Source organism: Parasutterella muris (assembly GCF_943193095.1).
GTDB classification, from domain to species: Bacteria; Pseudomonadota; Gammaproteobacteria; order Burkholderiales; family Burkholderiaceae_F; genus Parasutterella; species Parasutterella muris.
Map to the genome: position 1 here is coordinate 65,735 of NZ_CALPCV010000002.1, position 17,683 is coordinate 83,417.

A 17,683-nucleotide genomic window follows, 5' to 3' on the forward strand; every position below is an offset into this window, starting at 1 on the left:
TTCTTAGGAATATGGCGCAGAAAATATAAAAATATAACGTAAATACGCTATTAATAGAATTACTTGTCATTATATTTACTAAGGTAAACACTAAAAACGGGGATATTCTTTTTGAAAGAATTAATTACAATTACCCGTACTAATACCAAATTCTTGTATTAGTCGAAAACGAAGCTTATGACCACTTAGAAGCTTTGATTATTCAATCGTTCAGAGGAGAACACAATGTTATTAAAAACTATTGCCGCCGCATCTTTAGCCGCTGTCTGTGCGGCCGCTGCCGCCGCTCAGCCTGAAGTTGCTGTTTACGCCACAGGCGGTACGATCGCAGGTCAGGCCAAGGCCGCTGATCAGACCAGCTACTCCGCAGCTAAAGTCGGTGTCAATGCGCTGGTTCAGGCCGTTCCGGAACTTGCGAACGTCGCAAACGTTTCCAGCGAACAGGTCGCTCAGATCGGTTCACAGGATATGAGCGATCAGGTTTGGCTCACACTTGCTAAGAAAATTAATGCCGAATGCGCTAAAAAAGATGGTTTTGTAATTACACACGGCACGGACACGATGGAAGAAACCGCTTACTTCCTGAACCTGACCGCTAAGTGCGACAAGCCGATCGTTCTCGTTGGTGCGATGCGTCCTTCCAACGCCCTCTCCGCTGACGGTCCTGCCAATCTCTACAACGCAGTTGCCGTCGCTGCTGATCCTACCGCTAAAGGCAAAGGCGTGATGGTTGTGATGAATGACCGAGTTCTGGGTGCCCGCGATGTTATGAAGACCAACACAACAGGTGTAGAAACCTTCCAAAGTCCGAATGCCGGTCAGCTCGCTACGATCCACAACGGCAAAGTTCTTTGGGACGCAGCTCCTGTGACAAAACACACAACACAGACTCCGTTTGATGTCAGCAAGTTCGAGAAACTGCCGAAGGTCGGCATCGTTTATCAGCACGCCGGTGTTGAAGGCGTTCAGGCCCAGGCTCTGGTAGACGCCAAGTACGACGGTATTGTGACCGCCGGTGTCGGCAACGGCAACCTCCATCAGTCCACTTTCCCGATCATCGAGAAAGCGGCTAAGAACGGCATCGCGATCGTTCGTTCTTCTCGTGTTCCGACCGGTTCCACAACTAAGGACGCAGAAGTTGATGACGCGAAGTACGGCTTTGTTTCTTCCGGCTCTCTGAATCCTCAGAAAGCTCGTGTTCTCCTGATGCTCTCTCTGACTCAGACAAAGGATCCGAAAGAAATCCAGAAGAACTTTGACCAGTACTAAGACTGGAAATCCGGCCGGATAAGTGCTTAAAGGAGGGCTCCCGCACAGTTCCGGCTCGATTCTGAAATCAAAAAAAGGCCGCTTGCCAAAATTGGCAGCGGCCTTTTTCAAGAAAGAAAAGATTATTCGTCCGCTTCGACATCCACAGGTTTTGTGTTGATATCGGCTTCAAGATGACGGCTGACAACACGAACCGTTTCAATGGCGCGAATCGCATTGATGATCTTGGAGAGATGATTCGTGTCTTTAACCAGCACCGTGATCTCAACTTTGGCACTGTCGGGATTCGGAGTCGACATGGAGAAACCGGTAACGCTCGATCCCTGCTTGGCGATCGTGCCGGTGATCCGTTCCAGTGTCGAATGAATATCCGTAATGTCGATATCAAGCTTGATATGGAAGCCCTCGTGATACTGGGGATTCCATTGGAAATCCGACCAGGTTTCCGGATCGCTTCTCAGACCTCTCTGAACGTGTGAGCAGTCCTTGCGATGGATGTGTACGGTGTTGGTCGCTTTAATATTGTGACCGACAATCGCGTCATCGCGCGCCGGAGTGCAGCAGGGCGAAAGTTTGCAGGTTCTGCCCCTAAGATTCAGCACCGGATCAAGCTCTCTTTGCTTGGGCGATTCGCCCTTGCTCTGCAGCGAATGACGGGCAGTGAGCTGATGCACCAGCAGCAGACTGTCTTTCTGACCGCTTCCGATTGCTTCGAGCACCGCGTTCTTATCAGCAAAACCGTTGGCCTTGCAGACGCGTTCCCAATCTTCATCCGTAACCTTAGAGATCGGCAGATGGTGTGTCTTGGAAAGACGAGCGATCAGTTCTCGGCCAAGTTCGATCTTGCCCTCAGCAGAGAGCGAGCGCATGTACTGACGAATCTCGGCTCGGGCTCGGCCGGTTCTGACGCTGCTCAGCCAGGAAGGATTGGGAGTGGGCTTGTCGCCCTTGATGATGTTGATCATCTCGCCGTTCTTCAGCTGCTGAGTGAGCGGCGCTCTTTCTCCGTTGATTTCACAGCCGACGCAGCAGTTGCCCAAATCCGAGTGGATCTGATAGGCGAAGTCGACCGCGGTCGCGCCCTTCGGCAGCTGAATAATTTTGCCCTGCGGAGAGAATACATAGACTCGGTCGGGGAAGATGTCGACCTTGATGTTCTCCATGAATTCAAGCGAAGTTCCGCTCTGCTTCTGAATCTCCAACAGACTGTTCAGCCAGTTGGTAGTCGAGCGCTGAAGTGCTTCGGCCTGGGAACGGTCTCGATAGAGCCAGTGAGCGGTGATGCCGTCTTCACAAATGTGGTGCATCTCCTCGGTGCGGATCTGAAATTCCACCATCAGTCCGCCGGGACCGATAACCGTGGTGTGCAGACTCTGATAGCCGTTCGCCTTCGGAATCGCGATAAAGTCCTTGACGCGGCCGGGAACCGGCTTGAAGAGTTCATGAATCACGCCAAGCGCACGATAGCAGTCGTCTCGAGTTGAAACCAGTACGCGGAAACTATGCACATCCAGCACTTCGCTAAAGTGGATGTGGCGCTCTTTCATCTTGGTGTAAATGCGCCAGAGTGCCTTGCTCTTGCCCTGGACTTCGCCGGAGATCTTGCGTTCGGCGAGTTTGTCGCTGGTTTCATGGAAAATCTGATCAAGCTGATTTTTCTTACGAGCCCGAGCATCCTCAACTTTTTTCTCCAGAACTTTGTATCGAATCGGATACATGTAGGAGAAACTCATGTCGGTGAGTTCTCGGTAGACCGAGTACAGCCCGAGTCGGCTTGCGATCGGCGCGTAAATGTCCATCGTTTCTTTGGCGATGCGGAATTTCTTATGCGGCTTGACCGCGCCGAGCGTACGCATGTTGTGCAGGCGGTCCGCCAGCTTGATGAGAATGACGCGGACGTCCCTGGACATCGCGAGCAGCATCTTGTGAAAACTTTCCGCCTGGGCCTCTTCGTTGGAAGAGAATTTGAGCTTGTCGAGCTTTGAGACACCGTCAACGAGATCGGCGACCTTAACGCCGAATTTTTCGCTCATCTCGATTTTTGTGATGCCGGTATCTTCAAGAACGTCATGCATAAGGCCCGCTTCAATGGCCTGTGCGTCCAAATGCCAGGAAGCAAGAATTTCCGCGACAGCGATCGGATGCGTAATGTAGGGGGCGCCTGAGTTTCTGAACTGACCAAGGTGTGCCTCGTCCGCATAGCGGAATGCTTCTCTGATTTTGTTGACGTCGGCAGTAGAAAGGTAAAGACGGCAGCGCTCAGCAAGTTTGTTTGCAGAAGCGACCGGACTCAGTTTCTCGACGACGAGCGCTTCGGAAACAGGTTTCTCCTCCTTCTGAACTGCCGGCTTTTCTTCTGTAGTAAGCCCGACAGCTGACTTAAATAAATTTGCAGCTCTCTTGGCGACACTCTGTCGCTGCGGCTTGCTGGTTTGATCCATGGGCTGCTCTCCTGTGCTGGAAGTGTTGTTTTCTTATATTCTGCACCAATTGACCAATAAAAAAGGGCTCGGCCTCTTGCCGAACCCTTGGCGTCGATGCAGATAAACCCTTATTTTATCTGACTCAGCATCTCCAATCCTGTTACGCCTTCTGCGATTTCACGCAGCGCCGCAACACTGGCCTTGTCCTTGCATTCGATCTTGGGCGCATGTCCCTGAGAAAGCTGACGGGCGCGGACGGAAGCCACAAGAACCATCTGGAAACGGTTCGGGATCTTCTTTAAGCAATCTTCAACTGTAATACGTGCCATTTAATTCATCCAATGTTCAGCCGGGAATACCCAACTGGATAAAAACATCACGACAACGAGCCGCCTGCTTATCAAATCGCAGTCGGCTGGCTGTAACGATGGCGCTGAATTCCTTCAGCGCGTCTTCAAAAACTCTATTAATTATAACGTAATTGAATTCTGAGGCATGAGCCATCTCTGCGCCCGCGCCCAAAAGGCGTTTTGTGATGGTAGTCTCGGAATCCTGGCCTCTCTTGTGAAGGCGGTCTTCCAGCGCCTGAATGGAGGGCGGGAGAATAAAGATGCTGACCGCTTCCGGGAAATGCTTGCGCACTTGGCGAGCGCCCTGCCAGTCGATTTCCAGGAGCACATCGCCGCCCGCGAGCATGCGGCCTTCAATCCATTTGCGGGAAGTGCCGTAATAGTTTCCGTGAACCTCGGCCCATTCTAAAAATTCGTTTCTGTCGCGTGCGGCGAGGAAATCCTCAACCGTTGAAAAATGATATTCGCGCCCGTTCACTTCGCCCGGGCGCGGCGCGCGGGTTGTGGTTGAAATCGATAAAGCGATGTCGGGCATTTGAGCAAGCAGAGCGTTGACCAACGAAGATTTGCCGGCTCCGCTCGGCGCGGAAACCAGAAACAGCGAGCCGTAGCCGCTCGCCGGTTCTTTCCGAGATTGTTCTGTCAATTCAGTCTCCTCAATACGAGCATCGCTGTCTTAATTTGCCCACGCTTTGCCGCGGGCAGCTTCAAGGCTGCGAAGAATTTCTTTGAGCTTCATGGTGTCTTTCATGAAAGCTCGGATACCTTCGTCAAGTTTGAAGGACGCCATTTCGTCCTCACACATGGCGAGACGCCATTGGGATTCGGTCATCGGTTTGCGGCAGAGCGGCTGTACCTTGGCTTTGTCAAGCTGCGGCTCAAACGCTTCTTCACTCTCAGAGAGCTCCTGAATGAGCGCAGGAGAGATCGTCAGCAAGTCGCAGCCCGCGAGCGCGATGATCTGATCCTTATTGCGGAAGCTCGCGCCCATGATCTGAGTCTCGGATCCCATGCCTTTAAGCAGATGGAAGATGTTTGTCACGCTCTTGACGCCGGGGTCGTTCACGCCGCGGTTTTCGGATTCAACCCAGCTTTCGCCGGCTTTTTTCTTGTACCAGTCATAGATGCGGCCGACAAATGGCGAAATCAGAGTCGCTTTGGCGTTTGCTGCGATTTCAGCCTGAGCGGCCGAGAAAATCAGCGTCAGGTTGCAGTGGATGCCTTTCTCTTCGAGAACCTTGGCGGCCTGCACGCCTTCCCAGGTTGCAGCAATCTTAATAAGTACGCGTCCTCTGCCGATGCCTTTTTCCTGATAGAGCGCGATAATGCGGCGCGCTTTCGCAACGGTCTTTTCGGTGTCAAAAGACAAAGAGGCGTCGACCTCTGTGGAAACACGTCCCTTCACATGCTTGAGAATCTCAGAGCCGAAATTGACTAGCACTCGGTCGGCGGCGTCTTCAAGAGATTCGGCGCTGAGCGCGGCCTCATTAAGAAGCGGCTGATAATCAGCGACATTGGCCGCCTTGAGAATAAGAGAAGGATTAGTGGTCGCATCCTGAGGCTGAATCTTAGCGATGGAGGCGATGTCGCCGGTGTCGGCGACGATGGTTGTAAAGGATGAGAGTTTGTCAACCTGTTTCATGATTTTATGTTCTTCAGATACGCTGAATAGTCAGCCAAAATGCAATTAATCTAAACAGATTATCACAGATGAAATCAAAGAGATACCTCCGGACTGCTTAGAGTGCGCTCTCAAGGATGCGGGAAAGCCTTGGTGAAGACTCCGTAAAAACAGTACTGAGAGGCATAAAGGCACGTAAATTGCATTGATATAATCAAAAAGTTTAGTCGGAGAATGAGCTTCGGCTGACGCAATCTCAACAAATGCGATCGGGACCGAAACGGCGTCTCGATGGTGATACGGAGTCATAGTGAAAACAAAACTAATTGATGACACCCGACCCGAAGCAGCCTTAGTGCTTGCGGACGGAGCTGTTTTTGTAGGCCGGTCGGTCGGAGTTCCCGGCATGACTGTCGGAGAAGTGGTTTTTAACACAGCGATGACCGGCTACCAGGAAATCCTCACAGATCCCTCTTATACAGGTCAAATAGTTACATTAACTTATCCGCACATTGGTAATGTCGGAGTTAATCAGGAAGACGTCGAGTCTTCCGATGTTCATGTCGCCGGACTGGTGATTCGCAGCGAATCCCCGGTGGTTTCCAACTGGCGAAGCCAGCGAAGCCTCGGCGAATATCTCAAACAGAACGGCATTGTGGCGATCGCCGAAGTCGACACAAGACGCCTGACGCGAATTCTCAGAACGAAGGGCGCTCAGCCCGGATGCATTGTCGCTGCGGCTTGCGGCAAACTCACCGAAGCGCAGATCGCGGAGGCTGCCAAAGCGGCTGCTGAGGCGCCGCGTATGGTTGGTCAGGAACTCGCCAGTCAGGTCAGCACCACCTACCGCTACGAATGGGGCGAAGGAACATGGCGCATGGATAACGGCTACGGCCGCCCCGGCTCCTTCCAGCCCGAGGAATATCCCTACACCGTAGTGGCATGGGATTTCGGTATCAAGGAAAACATCCTTCGTCTTTTAGCCGATCGCGGTGTCCATGTGGTCGTCGTGCCGGCTAAGACAACATTTGAAGAAGCGATGGAAGTCAATCCTGACGGTATTTTCCTTTCAAACGGTCCGGGAGACCCCGAACCGTGCGATTTTGCGATTGAAGTGGCTCAGAAAGCGATTGCCGCGCGCATTCCGCTCTTTGGCATCTGCCTCGGGCACCAGATCCTGGGTCTTGCCTGCGGCGGCCGAACACTCAAGATGAAGTTCGGTCACCACGGCGCGAACCATCCGGTCGTTGATCTCGAAACCAAGCGCGTCTATATCACCAGCCAGAACCACGGCTTCATGGTGGACGCCGATACACTGCCCGAGAACGTGAAAGTGACGCACCGCTCACTTTTTGACGGCTCTCTGCAGGGCTTCGAGCTGACAGACGCGCCGGTTTTCTGCTTCCAGGGACACCCGGAAGCGAGCCCCGGACCGCACGATATTCAGGATCTCTTCAACCACTTCCTCGACAAGATTCAGGAAGCTAAGAAAAGTCTATGAAAGATCAAATTCAGCAAGTAAAAGCTGCGCTTGAAGAAGCGCGCTCCGGTCTCAATAACCTGATTGCCAACGAAGAAGCGCTCGAGCGCGTCGCTCAGGCTGCGAACCTGATGATCGCCTCGCTTAAAAACGGCGGCAAAGTCATGTCCTGCGGCAACGGCGGCTCGCTCTGCGACGCAATGCACTTTGCCGAGGAACTTTCGGGCAGATTCCGCCAGGATCGGCCCGCGATCGCCGCGATGTCGCTTGCCGATCCTTCACATATGTCCTGCGTGGCCAATGATTTTGGATACGAATATGTGTTCTCCCGCTTTCTTGAGGCGGTAGGAAAAGAAGGCGACGTTCTTCTTGCGATCACAACGAGCGGCACAAGCAAAAACGTGGTTAAAGCCGCTCAGGCTGCAAAGGCGCGCGGTGTGCGTGTGGTCGCGCTCACCGGAAAAAGCGGCACCCCGATATGCGAACTCGCGGATGTGGCGATCGTGACGCCTGCCGGGCGCTTTGCCGATCGTGTGCAGGAGCTGCATATCAAGCTCATTCACATCATGATCGAGCTCATTGAAGCCGGACTTGCAGAATCAACCGAATCTAAGGAAAAAGAAAATGCCTAAGCGCACTGATATTAAATCCGTTCTTATTATCGGAGCGGGTCCTATTGTCATCGGCCAGGCCTGCGAATTCGACTATTCCGGCGCGCAGGCCTGTAAGGCTCTTCGCGAGGAAGGCTATAAGGTCATTCTCGTCAACAGCAACCCCGCGACGATTATGACGGACCCCCAGACAGCCGATGTGACATATATTGAGCCGATTACCCGCGAGGTGGTGGAACGCATTATCGCTAAGGAACGCCCTGATGCGATTCTGCCGACCATGGGCGGCCAGACCGCGCTGAACTGCGCGATGGATCTTGCCAAGCACGGGGTACTCGAAAAATACGGAATCGAACTAATCGGCGCTTCTCCCGCCGCGATAGAAAAGGCCGAAGACCGTCTGAAATTTAAGGAAGCGATGGACAAGATCGGCCTTTCGAGCGCCCGATCCGGCATCGCTTACTCGCTGGACGACGCTCTTAAAGTGCAGGTCAAGATCGGATTTCCCGCGATTATTCGTCCGAGCTTCACGCTCGGCGGAACCGGCGGCGGTATCGCCTACAACATGGAAGAATTTATCCAGATCTGCACACGAGGTCTTGAACTTTCTCCGACGCATGAGCTTCTGATTGAAGAATCGCTGCTCGGCTGGAAAGAGTACGAGATGGAGGTGGTTCGTGACAGCAAAGACAACTGCATTATCGTCTGCTCGATCGAAAACCTGGATCCGATGGGTGTTCATACCGGTGATTCGATTACCGTGGCGCCGGCTCAGACTCTGACCGATAAAGAGTATCAGGTCATGCGTGACGCCTCGATCGCGATTTTGCGCGAGATCGGTGTTGATACGGGCGGATCCAATGTGCAGTTTGCGGTCAACCCGAAGGACGGCCGTTTGGTCGTTATCGAGATGAATCCTCGCGTGTCCCGCTCTTCAGCTTTAGCCTCCAAAGCGACCGGGTTCCCGATCGCTAAGATCGCCGCGAAACTTGCGGTGGGCTATACACTTGACGAATTGAGAAATGAAATCACGGGCGGCGCGACACCGGCCTCATTTGAACCGACCATCGATTACGTGGTTGTTAAAGCTCCGCGTTTTGCTTTTGAAAAATTCCCCAAAGCCGATAAGCGTCTGACGACTCAGATGAAATCCGTCGGCGAAGTCATGGCGATCGGTAGAACGTTCCAGGAAGCCCTTCAGAAAGCGCTGCGCGGCCTTGAAACCGGTAAAGACGGTCTCAATGAGATCAGCACGGACAAGGCTCAGATTCATCACGAAATCAGTGAGCCCGGTCCTGACCGTCTCTGGTACCTGGCGGATGCCTTCCGTTTGGGTTACTCCGTTAAAGAGGCCCATCGCGTCACAAAAATCGATCCGTGGTTCCTGGTTCAGATCAAGGAACTTGTGGATATCGAAGGACGCCTCAAGGAGATGGAATTTGCCGAACTGACCAAGGAAGAGCTTGTTTATCTGAAGAAGAAAGGTTTCTCCGACAGACGTCTGGCAAAACTGCTCCGCGTGACGGAAGACGGCGTACGCACACTGCGTCATAAACTCGGAGTTCGTCCGGTTTATAAGCGCGTGGACACCTGCGCGGGAGAATTTCCCACGGATACCGCTTACATGTACTCCACCTATGAAGAGGAGAGCGAAGCGAATCCGACCGACCGCAGAAAGATCGTTGTGCTTGGCGGCGGCCCCAATCGCATCGGTCAGGGTATTGAATTTGACTACTGCTGCGTGCATGCTTCCATGGCGCTGCGCGAAGACGGTTTCGAAACCATCATGGTGAACTGCAACCCGGAAACCGTTTCCACGGACTATGACACCAGTGATCGTCTCTATTTCGAGCCGGTGACGCTGGAAGATGTACTTGAAATCATCGATGTGGAAAAACCGGAAGGCGTGATTGTTCAGTACGGCGGCCAGACTCCGCTGAAACTTGCCCGCGCGCTCGAAGCCAACGGCGTGCCGATTATCGGTACAACACCGGACTCCATTGATGCGGCAGAAGACCGTGAAAGATTCCAGCATCTGCTTCAGGATCTCGGTCTGCACCAGCCGCCCAACCGTACCGCTCATACCGAAGAGGAAGCGATTCGCAAAGCCGAAGAAATCGGCTACCCGTTAGTGGTCCGTCCGAGCTACGTGCTTGGCGGCCGCGCGATGGATATCGTGCATGAAAGAGGCGAGCTTGAGCGCTATATGCGTGAAGCGATCAAAGTAACGTTTGACTCTCCGGTTCTGCTCGATCGATTCCTTGATGATGCGGTTGAAATGGACGTGGACGCGGTTTCCGACGGCAAAGAAGTTCGTATCGGCGGCGTGATGCAGCACATTGAACAGGCAGGCGTCCATTCGGGCGACTCCGCCTGCTCCATTCCTCCGTATTCTCTTGATCCGCAGATTGTGGAAGAGGTCAAGCGTCAGACTCGCCTGATGGCCAAAGCGCTCGGCGTGGTCGGCCTGATGAACGTTCAGTTTGCGATTCAGCACGCCTTTACGGATCATCCGGAAATCTTCGTGCTGGAAGTGAACCCGAGAGCCTCGAGAACCGTTCCGTTTGTCTCCAAGTCCACCGGTCAGCAGCTCGCTAAGATTGCGGCCCGCTGCATGGCAGGAAGAAGTCTTGAAGAGCAGGGCCAGCCCGTTGAAGTGGATCTGGATCACTACAGCGTTAAGGAAGCCGTCTTCCCGTTTGCCAAGTTCTTGGGCGTCGATCCGGTCCTCGGACCTGAAATGCGTTCAACAGGTGAAGTCATGGGTGTCGGCAGAAGCTTCGGCGAAGCGCTCTTTAAGAGCCAGATCGGCGCGGACTCCGCGATTCCGAGAGAAGGCCGCGTCTTTATTTCCGTTAAGGATGAAGACAAGCCGAGACTGCCGCAGCTTGCCAAGCAGTTCGTCGATGCGGGTTACCAGCTTGTCGCGACACGTGGCACCGCAAAAGTGATCCGCGAAGCGGGCTTTAAGTGTGAAGTCGTCAACAAGGTTTCCGAGGGTCGTCCCAACGTGGTAGACGAACTGAAGAACGGCAATATCAATCTTGTGATTGCTGTTGCCGCCGAAAACCGCTCGGAAATTGCCGACGCCTCCGCAATCCGTATCGCGAGCCTTGCCAACCATGTGACTTTCTATACGGCGATGGCAAACGCGCTGGCGGTCATAGAAGGCATTCAGCATATGGACGACACCGAGGTGTACGCCCAGCAGGAACTGCACGCTAAACACAGTTAATTATTGAAACGCGCCCGCAAGGGCGCTCTATGAAGTAAAGGAAAAGCAAAATGCCTTTTAATCTTAAAAATCGCTCACTTCTGAGCCTTGTCAATCACACAGCTGAAGAAATCGATTATCTCGTCAGTCTTGCTGAAAATCTTAAAAAGGCAAAACAGACCGGTACTGAAGTACAGCATCTGCAGGGAAAGAGCATCGCTCTGATCTTCGAAAAGACCTCCACTCGTACCCGCAGCGCTTTTGAAGTCGCTGCCTATGATCAGGGCGCCAACACCACTTTCTTTGATCCGCAGAGCTCGCAGATCGGCCACAAGGAAAGCATTAAGGATACAGCCCGCGTACTCGGATCTATGTACGACGCGATCGAATTCCGCGGCTACAAACAGGAAACTGTGGAAGAACTGCACGAATACGCAGGCGTTCCGGTCTTTAACGGTCTGACAGACGAATGGCATCCGACACAGATGCTGTGCGATCTGCTCACGATGAAAGAAAGCTGTGGCAAGCGCTGGAAAGACATCTCTTACGCTTATGTCGGCGACGCTCGCTTCAATACCGGCAATTCTTTACTGCTCGTCGGCGCGAAGATGGGTATGGATGTTCGTATCGCCGCACCGAAAGAATACTGGCCGAGCCAGGAACTCATCGATATGTGTGAAGAATTTGCCAAGCACTCCGGTGCTCGTCTGCTGATCACGGAAGACGTGAAGGCGGCCGTTAAGGGTGTTGACTTCATTCATACCGACATCTGGGTTTCCATGGGCGAACCCAAAGAAGTCTGGGATGAACGCATCAAAGCGCTGCTGCCGTATCAGGTTAACAAAGCCATGATGGACGCGACCGGCAATCCGGATGTGAAATTCATGCACTGTCTGCCTGCTTATCACAACACAGAGACCAAGGTCGGAGAAGCGGTGATCGCGGCTCATCCGGAACTTGCCAACGGTGTTGAAGTGACGGAAGAGGTGTTTGAATCGCCCGCTTCCATCGTGTTCCATCAGGCCGGCAACCGCCTGCACACGATCAAGGCGGTTATCGTCTCCTCTTTAGCGTAAGCAGATAGAAGACCGCTTTCTTACAGCGCTTTTTGGTTTCAAAGAAGCGGCGGGAAGGGAGCGGTTGCGCTATCATTATGCATCCTTAAATGTATTTGGGCGGTTAGTTTTGACCGCCCTAGATTTTTTTTGTAGAAGATGGCTATTCCAATTACTGCCCGCGGGGCAAAAATGCTTAAAGATGAGCTTCATCGTTTGAAGACGCAGGATCGTCCTGCTGTTGTTCAGGCGATTGCCGAAGCTCGTGAAAAAGGGGACCTCTCTGAAAATGCGGAATACGATGCCGCCAGAGAATCTCAGGCCTTTATTGAAGGCCGAATCATGGAGCTCGAAAGCAAGATTTCGCAGTTCCAGGTGATTGATCCGACGACGCTGCCCAACAACGGTCGTGTTGTGTTCAGCGCGACTGTGACGATTGAGGATGTGGAAACAGGAGACCGTCAGCGCTTTCAGATCGTTGGTGCCGACGAAAGCGACACGAAAGCTGGCCGTATTTCCATCGCCAGCCCGATCGCGCGTGCGCTGATCGGCAAAAATGAAGGCGATGTCGTAGAGGTTCAGGCCCCGAAGGGCGTGAGCGAGTACGAAATCATCGCCGTTGAATTTATTTAAAGCGAAAGCTAGGGCGTTTACTCTTCTTCTTTGAGGACGCCTTTGTTTTTCATGTGGGAGCCGAGCGCTTTGCCCTTGGCTCCGACCGCTTTGACCTGACCCTTCGGGGTCTTTCCCTTTTTAAGGGTCTTGGCCCAGGGCGCGTTCTTTGCGCCGCTCTTCTTGCTGTTGATCTTTTCCGTTAGACGTTTGCGATTGTTGCGCGCTTTTGCGCCGGTCCTGCGCACACGGTCCATCGGAGCGGGTTTCTCTTCGTCTTCTTCCTCCTTTTCAGGAATCGGGCGATAAAGAACAAAGAGCTTACCGATCAGCTGGATTTTGGCGGCGCCGAGTTTTTCCGCGAGTTCTTCATAGATCGCGACGCGTTCTTCGCGGTCGTCGCTCGGAACACGAACTTTGATGAGACCGTGAACATTCAGTTCGCGGTCGACTTCTTTAATGACAGCGTCTGTCAGGCCGTTGGAGCCGAGAAGGACGACCGGGTCAAGGTGATGCGCCTGGGCTCGAAGTGCGATGCGCTCGTCCCTTGCGAGTTTTAATTGTGTCATGATTGATGAATCTCCTTATAAATTTTGTAAGAGTTTAACCTTATGCCGGTCTCAGAAAAGAAATTACGCTCAAATCCAGCGTGGATAAAAAGACATCTCACGGATCCGTTTGTAAAACGCAGCGTTCAGGAGGGCTACAGAGCTCGTTCGGTTTACAAGCTCATGGAGATCGATGATAAAGACAAAATCATTAAACCCGGAATGTCTGTCGTTGATTTGGGCGCCGCGCCGGGTTCATGGACCCAGATTGTGAAGGAGCGCCTGACGGATAAAGAAGGCAGGCTCGACGGAAAAGTCATCGCAATGGACATTCTGCCGATGGATCCGATCGAAGGCGTGCATTTTCTGCAGGGTGACTTCAGAGAGCAGGAAGTTGCGGATCAGCTCACGGAACTGCTTGAAGGTGAAAAAGTCGACGTGGTGCTTTCGGATATGGCGCCGAATCTCTCCGGCGTAGCCGCCGCCGACGCTGCGCGCTGCCTGCTTTTGAACGAGCTTGCGCTTGACTTTGCCAAAGAGAATCTGAAGCCTAACGGCTTCTTTGTCTGCAAGGTGTTCCAGGGCAGCGGTTACTCGCAGTATATCGAGGCCTGCAAAAAGACCTTTAAGAAAGTCTCCGTGCGTAAACCGGAAGCCTCGAGAAGTTCTTCGGCGGAAGTTTATGTAGTAGCGAAGAACCTGAAATAACGCGGTTTGAAAACGTTCTTTTTAAATTCCCGCTCCTGACGAACAATCGAGGCGGGAATATATTTTTATATACCGCATCAAAGGCCTGGTTTCATGCAGCTCGGCTTTTCAGAGGACAATCGTTTGGTTTGTAACCATGCGATTCTGTCCTCATTTCGTTAAGATTGATCCTTTAGAATTTTCCAAATTCCAGCCTTCCTTTTCTCCGGAACCGAACGATATGAGTCAAGATTTTGTCCACCTTCGCATGCACACCGAATTTTCGATCAAAGACGGTCTGATCAAACCGAAAAAGATTGTGCATAAAGCGATCGCCTCCGGTATGAAGGCGCTTGCGATTACGGACCTCTCGGCAATGTTCGGAGACGTAATTTTCTACAAGGCGGCTTCCGGTGCGGGAATTAAACCGATCCTCGGCGCCGACTGCTGGATCACCAATCACTACAATCGGGACGATCCCCATCGTCTGCTTTTCCTGTGTAAAAACCAGGACGGCTACCATGCGCTTTGTGAGCTGCTCTCCCGCGCATGGCTGAAGAATCAGCATAAGGACAGAGGCGAGATCGACCTTGATTGGATCACTGAGGACATGGCCAAGGGACTGATTGTTCTCTCCGGTTTTAATACCGGCTCAGTCGGTAAATCGATCCTCAACGGAAGCTTTGAAGCGGCCAAAGAGGAGTGCGCGCAGCTTGCTGCTCGTTTTCCGGGTCAGTTCTATCTGGAAATTCAGAGAATCGGCCGCCCCGAGCTTGAAGCGGTGGTTGACGGTACGGTCAGACTTGCCAAAGAGCTGAACATTCCGGTCGTCGCTGCCCATCCGATTCAGTTTGAAGAAAAGGAAGATTTTGAATTCCATGAGGCAAGAAGTGCGATCGCTGAAGGCTATACGCTAGCCAATCAAGCCCGTCCGAGAATTTTTACGCCGGAACAGTATTTCAAGAGCAAAGAGGAAATGATTGCTTTGTTCTCGGATATTCCGTCCGCGATCGAGAACACGGTTGAAATCGCCAAGATGTGCAACCTGACGCTGAAGCTTGGCAAGCCTCAGCTGCCGATTTTCCCGACACCTGAAGGGAAATCGCTCAAAGAATATATGGCTGAACTTGCCCGTCGGGGTCTCGATCGCCGTCTCAAAGTGCTTTATCCGGATGAGAAGGTCAGAAAAGAAAAGTTCCCGACCTACTCACAGCGTCTGGAGCGCGAAATCGGAATTATTCAGGAGATGGATTTCCCGGGATACTTCCTCATCGTTCAGGACTTTATTAACTGGGCCAAGACGCACGGCTGTCCGGTGGGTCCGGGGCGAGGTTCGGGCGCCGGTTCACTGGTTGCGTACTGCCTGGGCATTACCGATTTGGATCCGCTTCAGTTTGACCTGCTGTTTGAGCGATTTCTGAATCCGGAACGCGTTTCCATGCCTGACTTTGACGTGGACTTCTGTCAGAACAACCGCGGCCGTGTCATTGAGTATGTAAAGAGCAAGTACGGCGACGAATCGGTCAGCCAGATCGCGACCTTCGGCACGATGGCGGCAAAGGGTGCGATTAAGGACGTCGGCAGAACGCTCGATATGTCCTATATGGAGACGGATCGTCTGGCGCGTATGATCCCGACGATTCCCGGAAAGAACATTACATTGGCAGAGGCGCTCTCCGATATTCCGGAATTTAGAGCGGCGGTGCGCAATGATCCTCAGGTTAGAAAACTGGTCACGTACGCACTGAAACTTGAGGGGACAACCAAGAGCCTGGGCATTCATGCGGGCGGCGTGCTGATCGCGCCCGGAAAGCTCGTTGATTTCTGTCCGCTGTATGCGGCCGGGATGCTCCCTGAGAACGTAATCAGTCAGTACGATAAAAAAGACGTTGAAGCGGTGGGCCTGGTGAAGTTCGACTTCCTGGGTCTTACCACACTCACGATCATTGAACGCGCGCTTGACTATATTGAAGCCAATACCGGCAGCCGTCCGGATATTGAACATATGGAGTGCGACGACGAAGCGACCTACCGGAATATTTTCCAGAAGGGCGATACCGTTGCGGTCTTCCAGTTTGAATCGACCGGTATGCGTCAGCTGCTGATTCGCGCGGTACCGACAAAGATTTCCGACTTGATCGCTTTGAACGCGCTGTATCGTCCGGGCCCGATGGACCTGATTGATGACTTTATTGATATTCGAGACGGGAAAAAGAAAGCCGAATACGCGGATGACCGCTTAATTCCGATTTTGGAAGAAACCTCCGGCATTATGGTCTATCAGGAACAGGTCATGCTGGTCGCGCAGAAAATCGGAGGATACTCACTTGGCGGCGCGGATATTCTGCGCCGAGCCATGGGTAAGAAAGACGTCGCGGAAATGGAGCGCCAAAGCAAAGTCTTTATTGAGGGCGCCGCAAAGAACGGCGTCACCGAAGAAGTTGCGACGCATTTGTTCGAATTGATGAGAAAGTTTGCAGGCTACGGATTTAATAAATCTCATGCCGCGGCTTACTCTTATGTCGCTTATAAAACCGCTTGGCTCAAGAATTACTATCCTGCGGAGTTCCTTGCCTCGTCCCTGACCGAAGTCATGACGGACGCGACGAAGATGCGTACGATCCTTTCGGATGCCGCCAAGCATGGTGTGGAAATCTTAGGTCCCGATATCAACGGCAGCGAATTTAATTTCACTAGTCCGAAAACCAAAGTGATTCGTTTAGGCTTCGGCGCTCTGAAGGGGATCGGTCAGGGCCCTGCGGACGCGATTGTGAAAGAGCGCAGCGAAAATGGTCCGTTTAAAGATATGTATGATCTCGCTAAACGAGTCGGCACCTCTGCGATCACCAAGAAAGTCCTGCAGGCGTTTTCTCTTGCGGGCGTCTTTGATTCGATTGATCCAAACCGCCGCAAATGGTTTGATAACGTCGATTTAGTTATTCAGGCAGCTCAGCAGTCGGAAAGTTCCTCCAACCAGTTCTCTCTGTTCGGAGAAGAAGAGGAACAGTGTGTTGAAATGATTGAGGTGACGCCCTGGAGCGAACGCAGTACGCTTGAGAAAGAGTTTTCCGTCATGGGAATGTATTTCTCAAGTCATCCGAGTCATGTCTACAAGAAAGAGCTGAGCAGGTATTACGGCGCATCGCTCCTGGATGCGGCGCCGGAGGGATTTGGCGACTTCCGGGTCGCGGGTATTTACGCCGGCTGTGAAAAGCGTCAGAGTAAGGACGGCAAATATTTTGTCCAGCTGCACCTTGAAGCAGGAGAAAAGGTTGAGGATTACCGAATCAATCTGGAGTACTACGAGCGAAATCTTGAGAAAATCAAGACCATTCCCAAAGGTGAAATTGTGGTGGTTTCGATTAAGAGAGGCCATAGCAAGAAGACGAATAAAGATTGGGTTTCCGCCGGCGAATTTGCGCCGCTCTATGAGCTGAGAAAAGAAAACGGCGCAAAAGTCAAAATGCGCATCAGACCAGATGCTGATCCCGCGGAGCTTGAAGGAATTCAGCAGATTATTCTGAATAATTCAATCAAGAATCAGGAGTTCGCGGTACCGATCGAAATGGAATTCGTGTTCCCGGGCAAGCTGCTTTGCACAAAGCTTCCGATGAAGATATCTCCGAGTTGGGACATCATCACTAAGTTAGAAGAATGTTCCGCGCTTGAAGGGGTATCCGTCAAATATTGATTAGCATGCTGATGAATCCCGAAGTGAGTGAAAAACCGTGTTTCAGTCACTTCGAATCTTCATAATGTTAACAATTGGAAAAACAGGGCCGTGTGAACTGTAATCTTTTTAAGTTTTTGGTA

At 52.3% G+C, this 17,683-nt stretch carries 13 protein-coding genes; 8 read left to right on the forward strand and 5 right to left on the reverse strand.

Annotated elements, in window-relative coordinates; all coding sequences use genetic code 11:
- Positions 1-225 precede the first annotated feature (225 nt).
- Positions 226-1,269, forward strand: coding sequence for an L-asparaginase 2 (gene ansB, locus NFR90_RS01265; protein WP_251449943.1), 1,044 nt, complete (start codon positions 226-228; stop codon positions 1,267-1,269).
- Between the two features lie 122 nt (positions 1,270-1,391).
- Here the strand turns inward: ansB and NFR90_RS01270 are convergent, their stop codons facing one another.
- The 4 genes from NFR90_RS01270 to tal form a co-directional block, all read right to left on the reverse strand.
- Positions 1,392-3,710: a RelA/SpoT family protein gene (locus NFR90_RS01270; RefSeq protein WP_251449945.1), complete on the reverse strand. Its 2,319-nt coding sequence runs from the start codon at positions 3,708-3,710 to the stop codon at positions 1,392-1,394.
- A 110-nt stretch (positions 3,711-3,820) separates the two neighbouring features.
- A complete protein-coding gene (gene rpoZ / locus NFR90_RS01275; RefSeq protein WP_160334430.1) occupies positions 3,821-4,021 on the reverse strand; it encodes a DNA-directed RNA polymerase subunit omega in 201 nt (66 codons plus the stop codon).
- Positions 4,022-4,037: 16 nt separating this feature from the next.
- Complete coding sequence (gene gmk / locus NFR90_RS01280) at positions 4,038-4,688, reverse strand: guanylate kinase (RefSeq protein WP_251449946.1); 651 nt, start codon at positions 4,686-4,688, stop codon at positions 4,038-4,040.
- Positions 4,689-4,718: 30 nt separating this feature from the next.
- On the reverse strand, positions 4,719-5,687 hold the full coding sequence (gene tal / locus NFR90_RS01285; RefSeq protein WP_251450041.1) for a transaldolase: 969 nt from the start codon (positions 5,685-5,687) through the stop codon (positions 4,719-4,721).
- 286 nt (positions 5,688-5,973) lie between these two features.
- Here tal and carA point away from each other — a divergent pair, with 286 nt between their 5' ends.
- The 5 genes from carA to greA all read left to right on the forward strand — a co-directional run bounded on the left by carA (position 5,974) and on the right by greA (position 12,656).
- The gene (gene carA, locus NFR90_RS01290) at positions 5,974-7,164 is read left to right on the forward strand and encodes a glutamine-hydrolyzing carbamoyl-phosphate synthase small subunit (RefSeq protein WP_251449948.1); all 1,191 of its coding nucleotides are present in this window, start codon (positions 5,974-5,976) and stop codon (positions 7,162-7,164) included.
- On the forward strand, positions 7,161-7,775 hold the full coding sequence (gmhA, locus tag NFR90_RS01295) for a D-sedoheptulose 7-phosphate isomerase (RefSeq protein ID WP_160334426.1): 615 nt from the start codon (positions 7,161-7,163) through the stop codon (positions 7,773-7,775). The genes carA and gmhA overlap by 4 nt, the downstream gene beginning before the upstream one ends.
- A complete protein-coding gene (gene carB, locus NFR90_RS01300) occupies positions 7,768-10,989 on the forward strand; it encodes a carbamoyl-phosphate synthase large subunit (RefSeq protein ID WP_160334425.1) in 3,222 nt (1,073 codons plus the stop codon). Before gmhA ends, carB begins: the two co-directional genes overlap by 8 nt.
- Before the next feature lie 50 nt (positions 10,990-11,039).
- On the forward strand, positions 11,040-12,044 hold the full coding sequence (locus NFR90_RS01305) for an ornithine carbamoyltransferase (RefSeq protein WP_160334424.1): 1,005 nt from the start codon (positions 11,040-11,042) through the stop codon (positions 12,042-12,044).
- A 138-nt stretch (positions 12,045-12,182) separates the two neighbouring features.
- A complete protein-coding gene (gene greA / locus NFR90_RS01310) occupies positions 12,183-12,656 on the forward strand; it encodes a transcription elongation factor GreA (protein ID WP_160334423.1) in 474 nt (157 codons plus the stop codon).
- A gap of 17 nt (positions 12,657-12,673) precedes the next feature.
- On the opposite strand, the gene yhbY is transcribed toward greA, so the two are convergent.
- Positions 12,674-13,204, reverse strand: coding sequence for a ribosome assembly RNA-binding protein YhbY (yhbY, locus tag NFR90_RS01315; RefSeq protein WP_251449950.1), 531 nt, complete (start codon positions 13,202-13,204; stop codon positions 12,674-12,676).
- A gap of 42 nt (positions 13,205-13,246) precedes the next feature.
- On the opposite strand from yhbY, the gene NFR90_RS01320 reads away from it, so the two are divergent.
- Both NFR90_RS01320 and dnaE read left to right on the forward strand, forming a co-directional pair.
- The gene (locus NFR90_RS01320; protein WP_251449952.1) at positions 13,247-13,891 is read left to right on the forward strand and encodes an RlmE family RNA methyltransferase; all 645 of its coding nucleotides are present in this window, start codon (positions 13,247-13,249) and stop codon (positions 13,889-13,891) included.
- A 220-nt stretch (positions 13,892-14,111) separates the two neighbouring features.
- Positions 14,112-17,561, forward strand: a complete 3,450-nt coding sequence (gene dnaE / locus NFR90_RS01325) for a DNA polymerase III subunit alpha (RefSeq protein ID WP_160334420.1) — start codon at positions 14,112-14,114, stop codon at positions 17,559-17,561.
- The last annotated feature ends 122 nt before the right edge of the window (positions 17,562-17,683 follow it).